Here is a 15,237-nt window from a genome sequence, read left to right as displayed (position 1 = left end):
TTCTTCGGTTAAGTTTACGCGTGCCGGAACGCATAGCCGATCAGGCCCAGCACCAGCAGCAGCCAGCCAAGAACGACCCAGCGCCAGGCTCCGCCCACGCCCTGCAGCGCCATGAAGCGGTCGATCACGATGCGGCCCTTGAACAGCGTCGCCAGCAGCACCGGAACCAGGGCCGCGCTGCCGGGCACGCCAGCTTTGGTCACGCCGAAGCTCAGCACGGTGAGTGCTAAGAGGATCAACCAATTGAAAGTGGCTGCTTTCATGACGTCAGTTCAATAGGTAAATCAAGGGGAACAGCACAATCCACACCAGGTCGACCATGTGCCAGTACGCGGCGCCGGTTTCGACGCCCGCATAGTCGGTTGCATGGTAGCCGCCGCGCCATGCTTTGTGCGTAACGGCGCCGAGGATGACCATGCCGAGCACGACATGCATGAAGTGAAAAAACCCGAGGCCCAGGTAAAACATGTAGAAAGTGTTGGTCGACATGTTGATGCCGGCTTCGATCTTGCCGCTGAATTCGACCAGTTTGAGCACGAGAAACGCAGCACCGCATGCCATGGCGGCGATCAGCAAGCGGGTGCAGGCGCGGGGATGACCATGCCGGATTCGATCGACGGCAAGCACCACGAAATAGCTGCCGGAGATCAGCAGCATGGTGTTGATGAAGCCACTGGTCCGGTCCAGCTCCAGTTGCGACGCATTGAACAATTCGACATCGTGCGTACGGGCAAACGCGTACGCCAGAAAGAAAACGCCGAATACCAGCAATTCGGCGAGGATAAAGAACCATATCGCAAGATCGCCGGGAGGATCGCGGCGGTTGCCATGTGGTGCCGGAAGAGATATTGAGACGTTCAAGACGACCCCCATGTCTGCCCGGCGAGCCGGGCAGACGATCAGGCTCAGTCCGCAGTCGCGGCCTTGCCCTTGATGAAGAAACTACTGATGTACAGCAGGAGGCCGGTCAGGAAGATCAGGCCGGTGTATTCGCGCATCCAGTAGAACAGCGCAACCTGGTCCTGCGCGGCCATGAACGACATGGGCTGGTCGGAGATGCGCTGCAGCCAGATTTGCAGGATCCCGGCGGCAGTCAGAAACAGTGTGATGAACACCATCGAGACGGTCATCAGCCAGAACGACCACATCTCGACCGTTTGCGCCAGCGGGCTGTTGGCGGCACGCCCGCGCATCAGCGGCATGGTGTAGCTGATCATGGTGATCACCACCATCGCGTAGGCACCATAGAAGGCAAGGTGGCCGTGCGCCGCCGTGATCTGGCTGCCGTGGGTGAAGTAGTTCACCGGTGCCAGCGTGTGCAGGAAGCCCCACACGCCGGCGCCCAGGAAAGCCATCACGCCGGTGCCGAGCGCCCACAGTACGGCCGCCTTGTTCGGATGCTCGCGCCGCCTGCGGTTGACCATGTTGAATGCGAATACCGTCATCATGAAGAAGGGAATCGGTTCCAGTGCGGAGAACACGCTGCCCCACCATTGCCAGTATTCCGGTGCGCCGATCCAGTAGTAATGGTGGCCGGTGCCGATGAGACCGGTAATAAGGGCCATCGCGATGATCACGTACAGCCATTTCTCGATCACTTCGCGGTCCACGCCGGTCACCTTGATCAGCACGAAGGCCAGCATTGCACCCATGATCAGTTCCCACACGCCTTCCACCCAAAGGTGCACGACCCACCACCAGAAATACTTGTCCTTGACGAGGTTGCCGGGGTTGTAGAAGGAGAACAGGAAGAAAATCGCAAGCCCCCACAGACCGACCAGCATCACCAGGTTGATCGCGGTCTTGCGTCCGCGCAGCACGGTCATCGACAGGTTGTACAGCATCGCCAGCGCCACCACCACGATCCCGACCTTGGTCGGCAGCGGCTGTTCAAGGAACTCGCGCCCCATCGTGGCCAGCAGGTTATTGCCCGTCATTTCGGCCAGCGTCGCATACGGCACGAAGAGATAGCCAAGAATGGTCGCCGTCCCGGCGGCAAGGAAGATCCAGAACATCGCCAGCGCCAGTTTCGGACTATGCAGTTCACGTTCCGATTCTTCCGGGATCAAATAGTAAGCGGCGCCCATGAAGCCGAACAGCAGCCATACGATCAGCAGGTTGGTGTGCACCATGCGTGCGACGTTGAACGGGATTTCAGGGAACAGGAAATCCCCGACGACGTACTGCAGCCCCATGATCAGACCGAATGTGATCTGAGTAAGGAAAAGACCGATCGCCGCGATGAAGTAGGGCTTCGCGACCAGTTGTGATTGATATTTCATGACGTTTTCCTCTTGACGCATTTTATGTAAGTCATGTTCACCCCTCGATGTTTGGTGGCCAGTTGGATATATTGATCTCGGAGGTGTACTTGAAGAAGTTAACCATGTCGTCAAGCTGCTCCTCGGTCAGATTGAAATTGGGCATCTGGCGTCGTCCGGGGGCGCCGGTCGGTTGGCCCTGGATCCATGCCTTGATGAAATCCGGGCCGCGTCGCGTGTACACGTTGACGAGCTCCGGCGCAAAATACGCGCCCTCGCCCATCAGCGTGTGGCAACCGATGCAGTTGCGCGTTTCCCAGATGTGCTTGCCGCGAAGGACCGATTCGGACAGGTTCTCGTGGTTGTCGCGTTTGGGAAGCTGGCCCATGGTGTCGAACGTAAGGGCGAGCAACATAAGGAAGAAGAACACCGCGCCACCGTAGAAGATATTTCGGGCGGCTGATTTGGTAAATGCCGAGCTCATTTGGTTGAGTCCCTTTCGTATGCTTGGGTTGGGTACGAATCGCTTGTCAGTGCGCACTCCCACCTGCCTGCACCAATCTCAGCTATCGAGACCCAAATATATATTGGCAGTGCATGTTTTGTAAAGATGAAAATTTGCCTGTTGCATTAACGGGACAGTGCGGTAGGCGTGATGAGGTTTGGCGGGGGCGCGCTTGGCGCCGTTCGGCGCGTTGCCGCTGGATGCGGCGGCAACAACTCCGCAGCCGGGTACGGCGCCATGTGCCGCTGGCCGACGTTTTATTGAAATATAAAAAAGGCTATGTCACTGTTGGCTGTTGAAGTCATGTCTTGCCCCCTCTGATGAAGCCCCTACCCTGCGGCATCCCGCAGACCGCTCCTGCGGGGCTGGCCAACATCAACAAATAACGGTGAAAGAGCCATAAAAAAAGGGGCGCGCGCCCCTTTTTAACTTCCTCCGGCGCCGGAATCAGGACACGCTGCCCTTATAGTCCGCAATGCCCGGGTTGGATTTGCCGACCCCGATGATTTTGGGTTCGTTCAGCTTCAAGCCCTTGATCACCTTCTTGTCGCGCAGGTAGCTGGCGACGACGTCCCACACCGGCTCGCCCTGCGCGCCCTCAGCCACCGGCGCCCAGCCAGCGACCTTGTAGGTCTTGTTGGCATCGACCGGCTTGCCCTTGATGGTCATGTTGCTGATGCGCTGACCGATTTTCCTGGTCGGGGCGATGGTGTACTCGATGCCGCCGACGCGCACCATGTCGCCGCCCTGCTGGTAGTACGGGTCGGTATTGAACAGATTGTCGGCGACATCTTCCATGATGGTCTTGATGGCTTCGCCGGTCATCTCGTTCAGCGTGGTCTGCGGGTAGGTGATCGCGGTCTGGTCCATCAGGCGCTCCATGGTGATGGCTTCGCCCGGCAACAGTGTGGTGCCCCAGCGGAAGCCGGGCGAGAAAGCGGCGTCCGCGCCCTTGACCTCCATCAGCGCATCGACCAGCAACTGGTCCCAGGTGCCGTTGAAGTTGCCGCGCCGGTACAGGAAGTCGTCGGTGACGGCGAGTTTCTCGCTGAGCTCGGCCTCGTAGGGCGCGCGTACTTTCTTGATATGCGCGTCCATGGCCGGATCGGCCGGCAGCAGGTTGGAGAACACCGGCAGCAGGCGGTATTTGTAGCTTTGCACTTTGCCGCCGCGAACATCGAAATCCATTACGCCGAGGAACTTGCCATTGGAGCCCGCATTGGTCACCAGCGTGATGCCCTTGGCGTTCTTGATCTTCACCGGCTGCGGCACGCCGTCGTGAGTGTGGCCGCCGAAAATGGCGTCGATGCCGGTGACGCGGCTGGCCATCTTGAGATCCACGTCCATGCCGTTATGTGAGAGCACGATCACGACTTTGGCGCCTTGGGCGCGCGCCTCATCCACCCATTTCTGCATGCCGTCGTCGCGGATGCCGAAGCTCCAGTCCGGCACGTGGTAGCGCGGATTGGCGATCGGGGTGTAGGGGAAGGCCTGACCGACGATGGCGAGCTTCACGCCGTTCATTTCCTTCATGACGTAAGGCTTGAACACCTGGTCGCCGAAGTCGTTGGTGACGACGTTCTGTGCGACGAAATCAATATTGGCTTTCTTGAAATCGTTGTTGACGATTTCCATGAAACGGTCGGCGCCAAACATCGCTTCCCAGTGCGACGTCATGGTGTCCACGCCGAGCAGGATGCAGGCATCGACCATGTCCTGCGCATTGGTCCACAACGAGGTGGCCGAACCCTGCCAGGTGTCGCCGCCATCCAGCAGCAGCGCGCCCGGGCGCTGCGTACGCATCTTGTCGACCAGGGTTTTCAGGTGGGCAAAGCCGCCGACCTTGCCGTAGACCCTGGCGGCCTCGGTGAAGTCGAGGTAGGTAAAGGCGTGGGCTTCGGCGCTGCCGGGCTTGATTCCGTATTGTTTCAGCAGGTGCTGGCCGACCAGGTGGGGCGCCTTGCCGAAGGTGCTGCCGATGCCAAGGTTGACATTGGGTTCGCGGAACCACACCGGCAGCAGCTGCGCATGACAGTCGGTGAAGTGCAGGAACGAGACGTTGCCATGGCGCGGCACATCGTAGAAGCTGGCGGGCGCCTTGCCGGCCAAGGCGGACTTGCTGTCAAGCGCCATCCCGGACGCGGCGGCGACAGCCAGCAATTGCAGAAACTCGCGACGGTTCATGTGCATGGGGCTTTCCTCGGAAATGAATGATGCGTGATGTTTTTCAGTATTGTCGATACTGGCAGATTGTCCGTAAATGGTAGCTCCGGCTCATGCCCCCGGGTTTTTTGTGCGCGAGCGAAATAGAAAAAGCCCGGTTGCCCGGGCTTTTTCTATCCTGCTTGAGTTTACTTGCGGAACACCGAGGCTTTCAGGGGCAGGCCGTTCGACAGCGCGGAGTGGAAGTACTCCAGGTTGTTCAACGTGGTGCCGCCCTGTGGCGGGGGAACCGCGCGGACCTGCTTGAAGCAGCCCTGGTAGCGCCGCTGCAGCGTGAACAGATTGTCGCCGCCGCGGAACACCGGCCAGTGCACGGCATGGCCGATGACGGGCGAGATTAGTTCGGAACGCAGATGGTTGCCGGCGTTCTGCACATGGCAGGTAGCACAGGCGAAGTTGAGCTGGCCCTTGCGGCTGAAGAAGGTTTTCTTGCCGTCTTCATACGCGGCCATCGCCTTCGGGCCTTCGACCTTGATGTTCATCATCATGCCGTCCGACAGGGTGCGCATGTAGGCGGTGAGCAGACCCATGGTCTTCATGTCGTCGACCTTGAATGCTTCCTCGCCGTTAGCCGTGCGGCAGTCGTTGATAGCATCGTGCAGCGTGACGACCTTGCCCTTGGCCTCGTCGAACAGGGGGTAGTTGCCGGCGATGTGCTTGCCGCCGTTGGGCAGACAGTTCGCATACGTCTTGCCGTTTTTGAACGGGGTTTCCCACATCTTGCGGCCCTTGTCGATTTCCGAATCGTAAGGCGGGAATTCCATGATGGCGTCGTACTGCGCCTTGCTGTCGGCGTCGAATGCCAGCGCGCCGTAGACGTAATCCTCGACCTTGACGTCGGGATATTTGTTCATGTAGTACTTGATCAATTCCTGCCGGTCCTTCTCGGGCGAAGCGTGCACGCTGGCTGCGCCCAATGCGATGCCAAGGCCAGCCATCCCTGCCAGCAGTTTCATAATGATTTTTTGTTTCATGCCGTCCTCCAGAAACCCGATGAATGAAAGCGGAGCGGGGCCTGATGCCCCGCTCGGTTACTGCCCGTCCTAGCCGATGGTGGCCTCGACGCTGTTCTTGTCGCCCTTGTTGTCGGCCCAACTGACGGCGACCTTGTCGCCAGCCTTGGGGCCCTTGACCTTGAAGCCCAGGTAGGGATTCTTGGAGATGCCGCCGCTCATTTCGGCAGCCAGCACCGGGGTGCCGTTGACGGTGGCGATCACTTCGGTGATGAAGTGGGCGGGGATCATCTGGCCGGTCTTGGCGTCTTTACGCAGGCCGGTTTCCATCGGGTGGTTCATCAGCACTTTGACGTCGGCGACGTCGCCTGCCATGGTGGCACGGATACGCATGGGTTCAGCCATTTGGCTTTCCTTTCCTGAATATGAATGATGGGGATGGGGTGCGATCAGCCGCCGCAGCCGCCGATGGTGACTTTGACTTCCTTGGCCGCGGTGTAGGACTTGCCGCCTGCCTTGACCACGGCACGGACGAGCGAAGTCTGGCCCATCTTGATGCGGGTGGAAATGAAGCCCAGGGCGCCGCCCGACAGGTTGAAGTTGCTGACCAGCGGCGAGGCGTTCTTCTCGGCCAGGATGGCGATGCTGGTGGTGCCGGCGATGTCGCTGGTCACTTCCACCGGCACCACGGCGCCGTTTTCGGCGATGTCCGGCGCCTTGATGGTGATGTCCTTGCTGTCTGCCGGGTCGGCCACGCCGATGCCATTGAGGGCGGCCCCGACGTTTTTGGCATCGAAAGCTGCCTTGTTCCAGGCGGCCATCGCCTGGGTCGGCTTCAGCAGGCCGGCGGCCACGGCAACCGCCACGGCGCCCGCGCCTGCGGCGCCTTTCAGTACGTTTCTACGAAGTGCGTTCATGAACTATCTCCTGATTGAACTATGCAAGGGTATTGGTAATTACAGACCGTACACGAAGTCGGCCACTTTATCGATTTCCGCTTCCGTCAACACGCCGTGCTTGCCGAACGGAATCATCGAGGAGGCGGAGTTGAACGTGGTTGCGTCCCAGATCTGGGCGCGCATCCTGGCCTTGTCGGGGAAGCGCGCGCTCATGGCGATCAGCGGCGGACCGTACTGGCCGGGTGATTCGGCATCGGGCAGGGTGGGCATGGCGTGGCACGCCAGGCAGTTGCCTTTTCTACGGTCGAACGCCAGATCTTTGCCGGTCACTTCCTTTTTGGGGGCGGCTGCTCCAGATGGGGTTGCCGTAGCCTGTGCCAGCACATTGCCCGACAGCATGATGGCGCCGATCGCACAGGCCGCTGCTACTTGATGCAACTTTCGCATAGTCATCCTCCTAATATTTTTACGTAGTGACGAAAGCGCTTGCCGCTTGGGGACGCCATGCGCGAACGCTATCCAATAACGATGGATGTGACGAAGCATAGTGGAATTGGTTTTTACGACGCAAGGCCATGCGCCGTTTTTTACGTCTAAAACGCAGGGTAAATTCCTACCAGCCTTCCCCTGTATGGGGTTGTGCGCCTGCAAGCTAGTTCTTGCGCTGCGATTTTTCGACGTCCTGCCATTCGCGTCGCCGCGATTCAGCCGCCGATATTTCGTAAAAGCTGCCGTCGCCCGCCTTGATGCCGAGACTGATCAGCTCGATGGCGGCAATCAGATCTCCGCTCAATGCGGCGGCTTCTGCCTGGGCGCGATGGCTGAGCAGGCGATGTCCCAACTGGGCGTGGGTCTGGGCGGCCAGTCGCCACAGGCGGCGGTCGAGTGGGTACAGTGCAAGTTGTTTGTCGACCTGTGTCAGCGCATCGTTGCTGCGACCGGCTGACAGCAGCGCACCGATATGGCCGTATTGCAAGGGGCGGTAGCCGGGATGGGCCTCGCTGCCTTCCTGGTAGCGCTGCAGGGCGAGCCCGTGAAGACCGGCGTCCAGCGCGCTGCGGGCGGCCAGTAGCTGAATCATCGGGTGGACCGGTTTGCCGGACAGCAGCTTTTGCACCTCGGCCTCGGCCTCCTTGAACTGGCGCGCCCGTATCAGCGCGGTAGCAAGACCATAGCGCGCGGCAGTTTCGCTGCTGTAGCGCTTTTCCTTTAAAACATTACGCGCGGCGCGCACGGCGTCGGCCGGGCTGTCTTCCTGCGCGCGCAGGCGGGCACGCACCAGATGGAAATCCAGGCTGTTCTCCACCTGTTGATACGGCGCGTCCTCGCTGCGCGCCTGCATATCGGCGATGCGGTCGCTGGTGAGCGGATGGGTGCGCAGATAGGCCGGGGCGCTGCTGTCATAGAACCGGTTGGCGCGCTGCAGGCGGTTGAAAAATTCGCTCATGCCGCGTGGGTCGTAGCCGCCGCGGGTCAGCATTTCGTAGCCCAGGCGATCGGCCTCGCGCTCGTAGTCGCGGCTGTAGTTGAGCTGGTTCTGGATCGAATACGCCTGGGTGGAGGCAATCGCCGCGCCGGCCACATTGGGGTTGGAGCGCGCAGCCAGCAGCGCCAGCGCCAGTGCGGCCATGGTCGGCCAATAGCTCTGGCTTTGCGAGGCGACCATGCGCGCGATGTGATCCTGGGTGACGTGGGCAATTTCGTGGGCCACCACGCTTGCCAGCTCGGATTCGCTTTGTGCGGAAAGCAGCAGACCGGTATGCACGCCGATGTTGCCGCCCGGCATGGCGAAGGCGTTGATGCTGGGATCGTTGACGACGAAGAAATTGAATTCGCGCTGGTTGCGCGTGCTGACCGAGACCAGCTTGTAGCCGAGCTGGTTGAGGTAGGTTTCGATTTCGGGGTCGTCCAGATAGCCCGGATCGGCATAGACGTCGCGCATGATGGCCCGTCCCATCGTCTGCTCTTCCTGGTCGGAAAAGTATTGCCGCGACACCTCGCCCAGATCGGGCAGGTCGGCGGCCATCACCGGCTGGATGGCCAAAGCGAGTGCGAGCAGGGTGCGCAGCATCAGCGGATAAGTGTGGTGGCGAGTAACAACATTTGGTTTAGGATTCGGAGATTCTCAGCAAGGTTCCCAATATGAGCGAATTCACCCACTTTGATAAGCGCGGCCGTGCGGTCATGGTCGACGTGGCCGGCAAGGACGATACCCGGCGCGTTGCCGTGGCGATGGGCCGCATTGGTATGTTACCCGATACGCTGGCGCGCATTCTCGACGGCCAGGCGGCCAAGGGGGATGTGCTGGGCATCGCACGCATTGCGGCGATCCAGGCAACCAAGCGCACCGCCGAACTGATTCCGCTGTGCCACCCGATTGCGCTGACGAAGGTGAGTGTGGAATTTAGCCATGATGCGTCCGAATCGTCGATCAGCTGCACCGTGACCGCCGAGACCGTCGGCAAGACCGGCGTGGAAATGGAAGCCTTGACCGGCGTCGGTGTGGCGCTGCTGACGATCTACGACATGTGCAAGGCGGTCGATCGCGGCATGGTGATGTCCGATATCCGGCTGCTGGAAAAGCAGGGCGGACGCTCCGGCCACTGGCGCTTGAATCCTTAGAAATGTCTGGTTTTATGGCGAAGTGATGCCAGTCCGGTCGTATAACCCTTGGAAATATAAGACTTATTGCCGGACTGGCTTATGGGGGCATCAGCCATTTTTCTTGCCATGCGGGCGGTCTGAACTGCTAAATAACGCTATATTCGTATTTATTAATATATGGCTGTTCCCGCAGCAGGCGATGCACCGACGCTGCAGACGGTCATTCCAGTATCCGGGCAGAAAAATGCGGCCTCCTCGCGGAGCCGCCGCGGATCGTTTTGAATTATTAGAGGCCGCATGAACGCCAAGATCAAGCTCGAAAATCACGACGCGCAGGAAATCAAGTACAGCACATGCTATATGTGTGCGTGCCGTTGCGGCATCAAGGTGACGCTGGAGGACAACAAGATCCGCTTCATCCAGGGAAATCGCAACCATCCCATCAACCAGGGCGTGCTGTGCGCCAAGGGCTCGGCGGGAATCATGAAGCAGTATTCCACCGCCAAGCTGACCCAGCCGCTGATGCGCAAGCCGGGCACCGAGCGCGGCGAGGGCATTTACGAACCGATTTCCTGGGATCAGGCGCTCGATCTCCTGACCGCGCGACTGGGGGATATCCGGGCCACCGACCCTTCCAAGCTGGGGTTTTTTACCGGGCGCGACCAGATGCAGGCACTGACCGGCCTGTGGGCGCAGCAGTTCGGTACCCCCAACTGGTCGGCGCACGGCGGTTTCTGTTCCGTCAACATGGCGGCGGCCGGTCTCTATTCCATCGGCTTCTCGTTCTGGGAGTTCGGCGCACCCGACTGGGACTACGCCAAGTATTTCCTGATGTGGGGGGTGGCGGAAGACCACTCGTCCAACCCGATCAAGATCGGCCTGGAAAAGCTCAAGCGCCGCGGCGGCAAGTTCGTCACCGTCAACCCGGTGCGCACCGGCTATTCGGCGATTGCCGACGAGTGGCTGCCGATCAAGCCGGGCATGGACGGCCTGCTCGCCATGTCGATGGTGCACGTGCTGCTGAAGCATGAGCAGTTCGACTACGAATTCCTGGTGCGCTACACCAATGCGTCGTGGCTGGTGGTGCAGAGTCCGGGGCAGAAGGGCGACGGTCTGTTCCTGCGTGATGAAAAAAATCAGCCGCTGATCTGGGATATCGAGAGGGAAGCCTTCAGGAACGGCATCGACGGCGACATCGCCCCGGCGCTGTTCGGCGAATTCGTGGCGCCCGACGGCCACCGCGTCAAGACCGTGATGTCGCTGATGGTCGAGCGCTATCTCGACGAACGCTACGCCCCCGAAAACGTGGCGCTGGAATGCGGCCTGCCGGCCGAGACCATCGAGCGCATCGCGCTGGAAATGGCGCACATCGCGTTCAAGGAGACGGTCGAACTGCCGATCGAGTGGACCGACGTGTGGGGCCGCAAGCACGACAAGGTCGTGGGCCGCCCGGTGGCGATGTATGCGATGCGCGGCATCGCGGCGCACTCCAACGGCTTTCATTCCTGCCGCGCGATCCACATGATCCAGATGCTGCTGGGCGCGCTCGACGCGCCGGGCAACTTCCGCGCCCGCGCGCCGTATCCGAAACCGATCCCGCCGCACCAGCTGCCGGAAAATAACATCGACATCATCAACGCGCCGAATACGCCGCTGTCGCGCCCGCCGCTCGGCTTCCCGACGCGTCCGGAAGACCTGGTGATCGACGAGTTCGGTAACCCGCTACGTATCGACAAGGCGTATTCATGGGAAGTGCCGATCGCCTCGCACGGCCTGATGCACATGGTGATCACCAATGCGACCAACCACGACCCGTATGCGCTCGACACGCTGATGTTGTTCATGTCCAACATGGCGTGGAACTCGACCATGAACACGGCCAATGTGCAGGACATGCTGCGCGCCAAGGACCCGGAGAACTTCGGCGAACACAAGATTCCGTTCCTGGTAGTAATCGACGCTTTCCATTCGGAGATGACCAATTTCGCCGACCTGATCCTGCCGGACACTACGTACCTCGAACGCCACGACACCATCTCGCTGCTCGATCGGCCGATTTCCGAGCCGGATGCGGCGGCCGACGCCATCCGCTACCCGTTGCTCAAGCCAAACCGCGACGTACGGCCGTGGCAGGAAGTCATGGTCGAACTGGCGGGGCGCCTGAAATTCCCGGCCTTTACCCGCCCCGACGGCACGCGCAAATTCAGCGGCTACCAGGATTTCATCGTCAACTACGAGCGTTCGCCGGGCGTGGGCTTTCTTGCCGGCTGGCGCGGCAAGGACGGCGACAAGTCGCTGAAGGGTGAGCCCAACCCCAGGCAGTGGGAAAAATACATCGAGAACCAGAGCTTCTTCGCCCACCATTGGCCCGACAACCAGAAATACATGCGCTTTGCCAACAAGGATTACCTCGACGTGGCGGCGGACGCCGGCTTCGTCGGCAAGGTCGAGCCCATCATCATGCAGTTCTATTCCGAGCCGCTGCAGAAATTCCGCCTGGCGGGGCAGGGCCTGTACGACGGCCCGCAGCCCAACAACCCGGTCGACCGCGAGCGCCTGGTGAAATACTTCGACCCGCTGCCGATGTGGTACGAGCCGCTGGAGCAGCAGCGCGTCGACAAGGACGAATACCCGTTTTTCGCACTGACCCAGCGTCCCATGTTCATGTACCACTCATGGGATTCGCAGAACGTGTGGCTGCGCCAGCTCATGGCGCAGAACTACATGTACATGAATGCGCGCCGCGCAGCCGAAATGGGCATCAAGGACTTTGACTGGATCTGGGTCGAGTCGCACAACGGCAAGATCCGCTGTCAGGCCAGGACCATGGAAGGTACCCAGACAGACACTGTCTGGACCTGGAACGCCATCGGCAAGCAGAAGGGTGCCTGGGGTCTGAAGGAAAACGCATCGGAGGCGACAAAAGGCTTCCTGCTGAATCATTTGATTTCAGAGCTTTTACCGGAAAAGGCAGGCGAGCGCCGTGTCACCAACTCCGACCCGGTGACCGGCCAGGCCGCATGGTTCGATCTGCGCGTGAAAATCTGGAAAGCTGCAGCGGGCGAAACCGGTTCGTGGCCGCAGTTCGACACGCTCAAGCCGCTGCCCGGCGACGAGCGCTACGAGCGTCCCGATGTGCTGCGCTACGACGCGCGCAGCCACGAAAAAGACTGAGCAGCAGAACCAAGCGCATCTGGATAAATAAAGCGAGCACAGAATGAGACTAGGACTGGTCATCGACCTCGACGTATGCGTAGGCTGCCATGCCTGCGCCATCGCCTGCAAGGAATGGAACGCCTCCGGCACCATCGGCCCCTTGTCCGACTACCAGCCCTACGGCGCCGAGCCGTCCGGCGTGTGGTTCAACCGGATTCGCCATTATGAGATGGACGAATACCCCAACAACAAGACGGTCAACTTCCCGATGTCGTGCATGCACTGCGAGGATGCCGACTGCGTCACCGTGTGTCCGACCGGCGCTTCGTACAAGCGCCCCGAAGACGGCATCGTTCTGATCGACCAGGACAAGTGCATGGGCTGCAACTACTGCTCGTGGGCCTGCCCGTACGGCGCGCGCGAACTCGACCGTTACACCGGCACGATGAAGAAGTGCACCCTGTGCGTCGACCGCATCTACGACCAGGAACTGCCGGTCGAGGAGCGCCAACCCGCGTGCGTGCTGACCTGCCCGGCGCATGCGCGCATGTTCGGCGACTTCGACGATCCCGACTCGGCGGTGTCGCGCACCGTGCGCGAGCGCGGCGGCTACCCGCTGATGCCCGAGCTCAACTACAACCCGACCAACCAGTACCTGCCGTCGCGCCGGAAGCCGGTGATTCCGGTCGACACCAAGCCGAAGGGCGGCCTGAAGGCAAGCATCAAGCAGTTCGCCAACAAACTGGTGCGCCGCTGATTTTTGAGGTGCCGCTCAAGCCTGACTTTCGCTGCAAGCAGCACGAAATAATCCAGAAAGCCCGCGAAACCGGCCAGGTCCGGCGCATTTCGGCTCGACCAATCTGAAGCTTGATCGGCACCGAAACGCCGCATACTGCTTAACAAGGAAATCAATATGCATCCAGCATTTTCAGTTATTTTTTTCACCGTGGCGTCGGGCGCCGGCTTCGGGCTATTTTCGCTACTGTTCCTGGCTGACATGTTCAAGCTTGGCGGCGGTTTCAGCCAGGGTCAGCTCGTTGCGGGCGGCCTCATCGCGATGGGGCTGGTCGTGTTCGGCCTGCTGGCCTCCGCCTTCCACCTCGCCAACCCCAAAAACGCCTGGCGCGCCTTCAACCGCTTCCGCACCTCGTGGCTGTCGCGCGAGGGCGTGTTTGCCGTGGTGTTCATGCCGCTGGCGCTGATCTACCTTGCCAGCATCATGTTCGACGCACCGTTGTGGCTGCGTGGAACCTTCGGCTTCCTGACCGCCGTGCTGGCCTGGATCACGCTGTTTTCCACCGGCATGATCTACGCCTGCCTGAAAACCATCCGCCAGTGGAACACCCCGCTGGTGCCGGCCAACTACCTGGCGCTGGGTTATGCCAGTGGCAGCTTGCTGTTGTTGCTGGGCGCCGTCGTCGCCGGTCTCGACACCACGCCGTTCATCGCGATGTCGGCGCTGATCATCTCGATTGCCGCCGTGCTGAAAGCCATTTACTACTTCTGGATTCGCAGCCCAGGCCTCACACCCACCATCAACACTGCCACAGGACTCACCCGCGCCAAGGTCAAGCTGCTGGACACCGGCCATACCCATGGCACCTTCCTGACTCAGGAATTTGGTTTCCAGATCGCCCGGCAGCAAGCCGGGCTGTTCAAGGTCATCGTCTTCGTGGTGGGCTTTGCGCTGCCCGGCCTGATGCTGGTATGGGTGTTCAACCAGCAGGGCGGCCAAGCCCCCGCCATCATCGCCGTCGTAGCGGGCCTTGCCGGCGCCGCAGTCGAGCGCTGGCTGTTTTTCGCCGAAGCGCGTCACGTGGTCAACCTGTATCACGGCGCCCAGCGCTGCTGAACACCGCGTCCTCGCGGTTGGCTTGTTCGCCGCTTCAGGGTATATTAGCAAATGCTAATTATTAAATTGCAGAAGAGTGATCACCATGTTTGGACTGTCAGGTTTCAAGGAAGTCGATCCCGGCTACGTCGCGGAAATCGCCACCAAGGGGGCGCACCTGATTGATGTGCGCACCGCAGCCGAGGTCGCGCAGGGCGTGATCGATGGCGCTATTCACATCCCGCTGCACTTGCTGCCGTTGCGCGCGGCCGACATTCCCCAGGACACGCCCGTAGTGATCTACTGCCGCTCCGGTGCGCGCTCGGCGCAGGCGTGTGCATTCATGGCCTCCAGGGGGTATGGCAACATGCATAATCTGGCGGGCGGCATCATGGCATGGGCGCGTTCGGGCAATGCGCTCAGCCTGCCGCGTTAAACGCCGGGGCAAGGCCGGTTGACCTTCTCCAAATCGCACCCCGTTGCGCAGCGAATTCGGTTGCAATGGGGGAGCTTCTGGTTTACTGTACCGCAGCAATTTTTACTACATACTTGTTTAATAATGTAAGGAGAACCCAATGAATTTCGATAAAGAACTTGATGCACGTGGTTTGAACTGCCCCCTGCCCATCCTGCGTGCCAAGAAAGCCCTGGGAGAAGTCTCCAGCGGCCAGGTGCTGAAAATCCTCTCGACCGACCCCGGTTCAGTCAAGGATTTTGCCGCTTTCGCCAAGCAGACCGGCAATGAATTGCTGTCAACCGCCGAAGCGGGTGGCGAATTCACCTTCTTCATGAAGAAGAAATAAGC

General features: G+C 60.3%; 16 protein-coding genes. 6 read left to right on the top strand and 10 right to left on the bottom strand.

What is annotated here, in order from left to right:
* Nucleotides 1-14 precede the first annotated feature (14 nt).
* From ACZ41T_RS05260 to ACZ41T_RS05215, 10 genes are all read right to left on the bottom strand, one after another.
* Entirely contained in the window at nucleotides 15-263 is a 249-nt protein-coding gene (locus ACZ41T_RS05260) for a cytochrome C oxidase subunit IV family protein (protein WP_464923426.1), read from the bottom strand.
* 4 nt (nucleotides 264-267) lie between these two features.
* On the bottom strand, nucleotides 268-861 hold the full coding sequence (locus ACZ41T_RS05255) for a cytochrome c oxidase subunit 3 family protein (protein ID WP_464923425.1): 594 nt from the start codon (nucleotides 859-861) through the stop codon (nucleotides 268-270).
* A 44-nt stretch (nucleotides 862-905) separates the two neighbouring features.
* Nucleotides 906-2,282: a cbb3-type cytochrome c oxidase subunit I gene (locus tag ACZ41T_RS05250; RefSeq protein ID WP_464923424.1), complete on the bottom strand. Its 1,377-nt coding sequence runs from the start codon at nucleotides 2,280-2,282 to the stop codon at nucleotides 906-908.
* A 37-nt stretch (nucleotides 2,283-2,319) separates the two neighbouring features.
* Complete coding sequence (locus tag ACZ41T_RS05245; RefSeq protein ID WP_464923423.1) at nucleotides 2,320-2,745, bottom strand: c-type cytochrome; 426 nt, start codon at nucleotides 2,743-2,745, stop codon at nucleotides 2,320-2,322.
* Nucleotides 2,746-3,213: 468 nt separating this feature from the next.
* Nucleotides 3,214-4,956 carry a thiosulfohydrolase SoxB gene (gene soxB / locus ACZ41T_RS05240; RefSeq protein ID WP_464923422.1) on the bottom strand — a complete coding sequence of 581 codons (1,743 nt, stop codon included), beginning with the start codon at nucleotides 4,954-4,956 and terminating at the stop codon, nucleotides 3,214-3,216.
* A 161-nt stretch (nucleotides 4,957-5,117) separates the two neighbouring features.
* Nucleotides 5,118-5,963, bottom strand: coding sequence for a sulfur oxidation c-type cytochrome SoxA (gene soxA / locus ACZ41T_RS05235; RefSeq protein WP_464923421.1), 846 nt, complete (start codon nucleotides 5,961-5,963; stop codon nucleotides 5,118-5,120).
* 69 nt (nucleotides 5,964-6,032) lie between these two features.
* Nucleotides 6,033-6,347, bottom strand: coding sequence for a thiosulfate oxidation carrier complex protein SoxZ (gene soxZ, locus ACZ41T_RS05230; protein ID WP_464923420.1), 315 nt, complete (start codon nucleotides 6,345-6,347; stop codon nucleotides 6,033-6,035).
* A 44-nt stretch (nucleotides 6,348-6,391) separates the two neighbouring features.
* Nucleotides 6,392-6,859, bottom strand: coding sequence for a thiosulfate oxidation carrier protein SoxY (gene soxY, locus ACZ41T_RS05225; protein ID WP_464923419.1), 468 nt, complete (start codon nucleotides 6,857-6,859; stop codon nucleotides 6,392-6,394).
* A 39-nt stretch (nucleotides 6,860-6,898) separates the two neighbouring features.
* Nucleotides 6,899-7,288 carry a sulfur oxidation c-type cytochrome SoxX gene (gene soxX / locus ACZ41T_RS05220; protein WP_464923418.1) on the bottom strand — a complete coding sequence of 130 codons (390 nt, stop codon included), beginning with the start codon at nucleotides 7,286-7,288 and terminating at the stop codon, nucleotides 6,899-6,901.
* A gap of 205 nt (nucleotides 7,289-7,493) precedes the next feature.
* Nucleotides 7,494-8,912 carry a beta-barrel assembly-enhancing protease gene (locus ACZ41T_RS05215; RefSeq protein ID WP_464923417.1) on the bottom strand — a complete coding sequence of 473 codons (1,419 nt, stop codon included), beginning with the start codon at nucleotides 8,910-8,912 and terminating at the stop codon, nucleotides 7,494-7,496.
* A gap of 71 nt (nucleotides 8,913-8,983) precedes the next feature.
* Between ACZ41T_RS05215 and moaC the strand changes: the two genes are divergently transcribed.
* The 6 genes from moaC (at nucleotide 8,984) to ACZ41T_RS05185 (ending at nucleotide 15,235) form a co-directional block, all read left to right on the top strand.
* A complete protein-coding gene (moaC, locus tag ACZ41T_RS05210; protein WP_464923416.1) occupies nucleotides 8,984-9,463 on the top strand; it encodes a cyclic pyranopterin monophosphate synthase MoaC in 480 nt (159 codons plus the stop codon).
* 279 nt (nucleotides 9,464-9,742) lie between these two features.
* Nucleotides 9,743-12,619 carry a molybdopterin oxidoreductase family protein gene (locus tag ACZ41T_RS05205; RefSeq protein WP_464923415.1) on the top strand — a complete coding sequence of 959 codons (2,877 nt, stop codon included), beginning with the start codon at nucleotides 9,743-9,745 and terminating at the stop codon, nucleotides 12,617-12,619.
* Nucleotides 12,620-12,662: 43 nt separating this feature from the next.
* Complete coding sequence (locus ACZ41T_RS05200; RefSeq protein WP_464923414.1) at nucleotides 12,663-13,358, top strand: 4Fe-4S dicluster domain-containing protein; 696 nt, start codon at nucleotides 12,663-12,665, stop codon at nucleotides 13,356-13,358.
* A 156-nt stretch (nucleotides 13,359-13,514) separates the two neighbouring features.
* Complete coding sequence (locus ACZ41T_RS05195; RefSeq protein WP_464923413.1) at nucleotides 13,515-14,453, top strand: dimethyl sulfoxide reductase anchor subunit family protein; 939 nt, start codon at nucleotides 13,515-13,517, stop codon at nucleotides 14,451-14,453.
* Between the two features lie 85 nt (nucleotides 14,454-14,538).
* Nucleotides 14,539-14,868, top strand: coding sequence for a rhodanese-like domain-containing protein (locus ACZ41T_RS05190; protein WP_464923412.1), 330 nt, complete (start codon nucleotides 14,539-14,541; stop codon nucleotides 14,866-14,868).
* Nucleotides 14,869-15,007: 139 nt separating this feature from the next.
* A complete protein-coding gene (locus tag ACZ41T_RS05185; RefSeq protein ID WP_464923411.1) occupies nucleotides 15,008-15,235 on the top strand; it encodes a sulfurtransferase TusA family protein in 228 nt (75 codons plus the stop codon).
* The last annotated feature ends 2 nt before the right edge of the window (nucleotides 15,236-15,237 follow it).

The sequence above is a fragment of the Thiobacillus thiophilus genome, assembly GCF_055378705.1.
The sequence above is the reverse complement of the archived record's forward strand: the minus strand, read 5'-3'. Positions and strand labels throughout refer to the sequence as shown.